The organism is Cellulomonas sp. P5_C6, from assembly GCF_054049635.1.
Genome location: NZ_JBFULZ010000270.1, coordinates 1 through 4,413, shown reverse-complemented (window position 1 = coordinate 4,413; position 4,413 = coordinate 1). Strand labels below are relative to the sequence as shown.

2 protein-coding genes are annotated in these 4,413 nt (G+C 70.6%); one reads left to right on the top strand and one right to left on the bottom strand.

All coding sequences use genetic code 11. The annotated features are described in order from the left end of the window. The coding region (locus ACXJKG_RS19795) for an MMPL family transporter (RefSeq protein WP_456847441.1) at positions 1-2,161 on the top strand (2,161 nt) is incomplete at its 5' end. 252 nt (positions 2,162-2,413) lie between these two features. Here the strand turns inward: ACXJKG_RS19795 and ACXJKG_RS19790 are convergent. Continuing rightward, the coding region (locus tag ACXJKG_RS19790; protein ID WP_456847440.1) for a beta-glucosidase at positions 2,414-4,413 on the bottom strand (2,000 nt) is incomplete at its 5' end.

Genomic DNA, 4,413 nt, shown 5'->3' with positions numbered 1-4,413 from the left:
GCGCATCGCCCGGTGGAGCGCGACGCACCGATGGGCGGCGCTCGGTCTGTGGGTCCTGCTCGTCGCGGGCACGCTCGTCGGCGGGCTCGCCGCCGGCACACGCTCGCAGACGGCAGCCGAGCAGGGGACGGGCGAGTCCGGGCGGGCCGACATGGCGCTCGAGCGCGCCGGCTTCCCGCCGGACACCTCCGAGCGGGTGCTGGTGCAGGCGCCCGTCGGCACTGCCCTCAGCGATGTTGCCCTCGCCGCGGTCACGACCGACCTGCACGACGCCTGGGCCGACCTGCCCGAGGTCGCCACGACCGGCGATCCCGTGCGATCGACCGACGGACGCTCCGCCCTCGTGCCACTGACGCTCGGGGTCGGATCGGCGACCGGTGCCGAGGCCGACGCGGCGGCGAGCAAGGCCGTCGTCCCGGTCATCGCGGCGACGAACCAGGTGGCCGCCGTCCACCCCGACCTGGCGATCCACGAGGTCGGCAGCGCGTCCCTCGACGTCGCGATCGACGACCAGGTGAGCAGCGACTTCGCGAGCGCCGAGAAGCTCAGCCTGCCCGTGACCTTCGCGATCCTGCTGCTCGCGTTCGGCGCGATCCTCGCGGCCGGGGTGCCCGTGCTGCTCGCGCTCTCGTCCGTGGGGTCGGCGATCGGGCTGGCTGCGCTCGTGTCGCACCTGATTCCCGCGACCGACACGCTCAGCAGCGTCATCCTGCTCGTCGGCATGGCCGTCGGCGTCGACTACTCCCTGTTCTACGTGCGCCGCATGCGCGAGGAGATGGCCCGCGGCGCGGACCGTCGCTCGGTGATCGACATCGCCGCTGCGACGAGCGGGCGCGCCGTCGTCACGTCGGGCCTGGCGGTCATCGTGTCGATGGCGGGACTGTTCTTCGCCGGCGCGTCGGTGTTCACGTCGATGGCGGTCGGGACGATGCTCGTCGTCGCCGTCGCGGTGCTCGGATCGCTCACGGCGCTGCCCGCGATGCTGTCGCTGCTCGGCGGCGCCATCGACCGGCCCCGCATCCCGCTGCTGCACCGCCTGAGCCGTCCCGGCAAGCCCCGGTTCTGGCCGGCCGCCATGCGCGTGATCCTCGCCAGGCCCGCCGTCTCGCTGGTGCTGGCGACCGTCGCGCTCGTCGCCCTCGCCCTGCCCGCGCTGGGCATGAAGACCGGCGAGGCGAGCATGGAGACGATGGGCGAGTCCGTCCCGGCGATCGCCCCGTACGTCGCTCTCACGGAGGCGTTCCCGCAGGAGGGGTCTGCCCACACGATCGCCGTCTGGTCGACCGACGACGCCCCGCTCGACCTGTCGGCCACGAAGGCTGCGACCGACGGCCTCGTCGCCGACGCGTTGTCCAGCGGGCGGTTCGCCGACCTGTCCGGCGTCTCGTTGGACGTCTCCCCCGACGGCCGGACTGCGCGCCTGGACCTGCCCGTCGCCGGTGACCCGAGCGGCGCMCCGGCCGCCGCATCTCTCGCCCTGCTCCGCGACGACCTGGTGCCGGCGCTGCACTCCGAGCTGCCCGGGACGTCGGTCGCGGTGACCGGCGACGCCGCCCGGACGGTCGACTTCGGCAGCACCCTCTCCTCCCACCTGCCGCTCGTCATCCTCTTCGTCGTCGCCACGAGCTTCGTCGTGCTGCTGATCGCGTTCCGGTCGCTCGTCGTCGCGGCGACCGCGATCGTCCTCAACGCGCTGTCGGTCGGTGCCGCGTACGGGCTGCTCGTGCTGGTGTTCCAGCACGGCGCGGGTGCCGACCTGCTCGGCGTCACGGACACCGGCTTCGTCGTCGACTGGCTCCCGCTGTTCCTGTTCGTGATCCTGTTCGGGCTCTCGATGGACTACCACGTGTTCGTCGTCAGCCGGATCCGCGAGGAGCACGTGCCCGGCGTCTCCACGCGCGTCGCGGTCTCGCGCGGGGTCACCGCGTCGGCGGGCGTCGTGACCAGCGCAGCGATCGTCATGGTCGCGGTGTTCGCGATCTTCGCGTCGCTGTCGCTCGTCKAGTTCATGCAGCTCGGGATCGGCCTGGCGGCCGCCGTCATCATCGACGCGACCGTGGTGCGGGCCGTGCTGCTGCCGTCCGCGATGACCCTCCTGGGCCGCTACAACTGGTGGCTGCCGCGCTGGCTCGACCGGATCCTGCCCGCGGCACACGCCTGACGCAGAACGGCCCCGGGTTCGGCGACCGGGCACCGGCGTGCGGGCTGGGGAGCCCCTCCTCCATACGTCTGGGTAGGCACGCGATGATCGCGGGGTGAGTTCTTCGCGATGTAACGACGCGGCGATAGGACTGAGAACTCGGCGATCTGTCCCATTTAGCGTTCGCTCGCGCACGTACTCAGCCGCGGCCGRGCGCTCCCGAGCGAGACGCCCGCCCCACGCAAGTGGAGCGGGCGTCTCTCTCGGTAAGTCCTAGCCCACCGTGAACGTGCCGGTCAGGACGGTGTTCGCGGCTGAGGTGCCCACCTCGCCCGAGTACGTGCCGGGAGCGATCACCCAGGCATGGGTCGTCGTGTCGTAGTACGACAGCGGCAGGTCCGCCGCGCTCGGATCGATGGTGATGTTCACGCGCTCGCCTCTGCCGACCTTCGGAGAGACCTTGGCGTAGCCGACGAGGCGCTTCGGCTCACCCGTTGCCGACGGGAGCGTCAGGTAGACCTGGGCGGTCTCGGTCCCCGGCTTCGGCCCGACGTTGGTGACCAGGAAGGAGACATCGATCGGCTTCTTGCCGTTCGACTTCGAGGTGACCTTCACGTTGTTGTACGCGAAGCCCGTGTACGACAGGCCGTACCCGAACGGGAAGAGCGGTGCGATGTTCTTCGCCGCGTACCACTTGTAGCCCACCAGGAGGCCCTCGCTGTAGCTGACCTGACGGATCGCCGTGCTGCCGGTCGGGCGGGTGGTCGATCCGTCGGCGAAGGTGCCCGGGTACTGCTGCGGCGTGCTCGTCGGCGTGTCCGCGAGCGACTTCGGGAACGTCATGGGAAGTCGGCCGACGAAGTTGTCGTCGCCGTAGACCAGACGAGCGAGTGCAGTGCCCTGCTGCTCTCCGGGGTACCAGGCCTCGACCACGCTCGTGACGCTCGCGAGCCACGGCATGGGTGTCGCCGTCCCGGTCTCGAGGATGGCCACGGTCTTGGCGTTGGCGGCGGCCACCGCGGCGATGAGCGCGTCCCCGTTGTTGTCCAGGTCGAGTGTCGTCCGGTCGGCGAACTCGCCCTGCTTGGCGTAGCCGAAGACGATCGCGACGTCCGCGGCCGCGGCCGTCGCGGCGGCGCTGGTGAGGTCGGCGCCGTTGTCGAACGTGACGGTCGCACCGACCTGGGCGGCGCGAGCGGTGATGGCGTCGAGCGGTGCGACCGGGTTCGGGCATGCGTTGCCGGCGCCGCCGAACGGACCCGCCGCCTGCTGGCACACGGTGCCTGCGCTGACGCCGTTGGTCGGCGTGTTCGACGCCGTCGGACCGATGATGGCGATCGTCTTGGTCGAGGCCGTCAGCGGCAGGACGTTGCCGTCGTTCTTGAGCAGCACCGAGCTCTCCGAGGCGATCTGTGCTGCCAGTGCCTTGTGCGCGTCGGTCGACGAGCTGGTGGACGGCACGTCAGGCAGGGGGTGGTCGAACAGGCCGTTGGCGATGTAGGCACGGACGACCCGGAACGCGGCGGCGTCGACCTGCGCGACGGTGACCGAGCCGTTGTCGATGGCCGCGCCGATGGTGGCCGGCGTGTAGAAGCGCGGACGGTTGAGCTCCTGATCGAGGCCGGCCGCCAGGGACGGTGCGGTGCTGTGCACGGCACCGAAGTCCGAGACGACGTATCCCTGGTATCCGGTGTCGCCCTTGAGGAGGTTGTTGAGCACCGGGTTCTCGCAGGCGTACACCCCGTTGATCTGGTTGTACGAGCACATGACCCCGCCGGGGTTCGACTCGTCGATGAGGATCTTGAACGGCAGGTTGTAGACCTCGCGGAGCGTGCGACCGTCGATGTTCGACGAGCTGGTCTGCCGGTCGAGCTCCTGCTCGTTGCCCACGTAGTGCTTGATGACGGCCATCACAGGCTGGCTCGGGTTGCCCTTCTGGATGCCGTTGACCGTGGCGGCGGCCATGGTGCCGGAGAGCAGGGAGTCCTCGCCGAGGTACTCCGGTGTCCGGCCGGACAGCGGCGTCCGACCGGAGGCGACCCCCGGGCCGAGGATGACGTTCTTGCCGGACCGAAACGCCTCGTCGGCCTGGGCGACGCCCTTGTCGTAGGCGAGCTGCTGGTCGAACGTCGCGGCCAGCCCGATCTGGTCGGGGAAGATCGTGACGCCGGTGGAGCCCCGGACGTAGTCCGGTCCGTCCGTATAGACCACCTTCGGGGTGCACGCCACCTGGACGGGGTACGTGACTCCGTTGAAGGTGGTCTGCGTGGGGT